Source organism: Methylosinus sp. R-45379 (genome assembly GCF_001644125.1).
GTDB lineage: Bacteria > Pseudomonadota > Alphaproteobacteria > Rhizobiales > Beijerinckiaceae > Methylosinus.
Window position 1 is genome coordinate 1 of sequence record NZ_LUUM01000041.1, and the last position, 1,479, is coordinate 1,479.

Below are 1,479 nucleotides of genomic sequence, written 5' to 3' on the forward strand. Positions count from 1 at the left end.
CTCGGCGTCGGGCCGGAAGCGATCGTCGGCCTGTGTGTCGAGCGTTCGCTGGAGATGGTGGTCGGACTGCTCGGCGTTTTGAAAGCGGGCGGAGCCTATCTGCCGCTCGATCCAGACTATCCGTCCGAGCGTCTCGCCTACATGATCGCCGACGCCTCGCCGCGTCTCGTGCTGACGCAGCAGCGTCTGGCGGAGCGTCTTCCTGTGGGGACGCCGCTTCTGCGACTGGACGCGGACCGGGAGCAGTTCGCGCACGAGAACGCCGAAGCGCTCAGCCGCCGCGCCACGCCGCAGAATGTCGCCTATGTCATCTACACATCGGGGTCCACAGGAAAGCCGAAGGGCGTCGCCGCGCCGCATGGCGGCGTGGTCAATCGCATCGATTGGATGCAGAAACGCTACGGCCTGACCGCCGATGATACGGTCCTGCAGAAGACGCCGTTCGGCTTCGACGTCTCGGCATGGGAGTTTTTCTGGCCGCTGCAGGCCGGCGCGCGCCTCGCGCTCGCTGCGCCGGACGATCATCGCGAGCCTGCGCGGCTGGCGGAGCTCATCCAACGCCATAGCGTCACGACGCTGCATTTCGTGCCGTCTATGCTGCGGGCGTTCTCGAGCGTCGTCGACATGGCGACGCTGCGCTCGCTGCGGCTGGTGATATGCAGCGGCGAGGAGCTTCCCGCGGCGGCGGCGCGGCGCTTTCATGCCGCCACTGCGGCGGAGCTTCACAATCTCTATGGCCCGACCGAAGCATCGATCGACGTCAGCGCCTATCGATGCGCGCCGGACGACGATAGCGAGCGAGTGCCGATCGGCCGGCCGATCTCGAACATTCAGCTCTATATTCTCGATGCGGGTTTCGAGCCGATTCCGGTCGGCGTCGCCGGAGAATTATGCATCGGCGGCGTCGGCCTCGCGCGCGGCTATCTCGGCCGCGCCGATCTGACGGCCGAGCGCTTTGTCGCGAACCCTTTTGTCGCGGGGGAGCGCATGTATCGCACCGGCGATCTCGCGCGCTGGCGGCGGGATGGGAACATAGAGTTCCTCGGGCGGCTCGATCATCAGGTGAAAATCCGGGGTTTTCGCATCGAGCTGGGCGAGATCGAGGCGGTGTTGCAACGTCTTCCCGATGTGCGCGAGGCGGTTGCGCTCGCATGGGCGGACGGCTCGGGCGACAAGCGGCTCGCCGCCTATGTGACGAGCGAGGGTGAGCTGGACTTTGGCGCGCTGAAGATAGCGCTGCGGCGGGAGCTGCCGGATTATATGGTTCCGCAGCTTTTCGTTCGTCTCGAGGCGCTGCCGCTGACGGCGAGCGGCAAGCTCGATCGCAAGGCGCTGCCGGACCCCGATCCCGACGCGCAATCGCGCCGGAACTATGTCGCGCCGCGCACGCCGACGGAAGAGACGCTGTGCCGCATCTTCGCCGATGTGCTCGGCGTCGAGCGCGTCGGCGTCGACGATAGTTTCTTCGAGCTCGGCGGC

Annotated in this window: 1 protein-coding gene; it reads left to right on the forward strand. The window is 66.6% G+C overall.

Going from position 1 to position 1,479, the window contains the following annotated elements; translation table 11 throughout:
- On the forward strand, window positions 1-1,479 hold a 1,479-nt coding region (locus A1351_RS02500; protein WP_157096054.1), incomplete at both ends, for an amino acid adenylation domain-containing protein.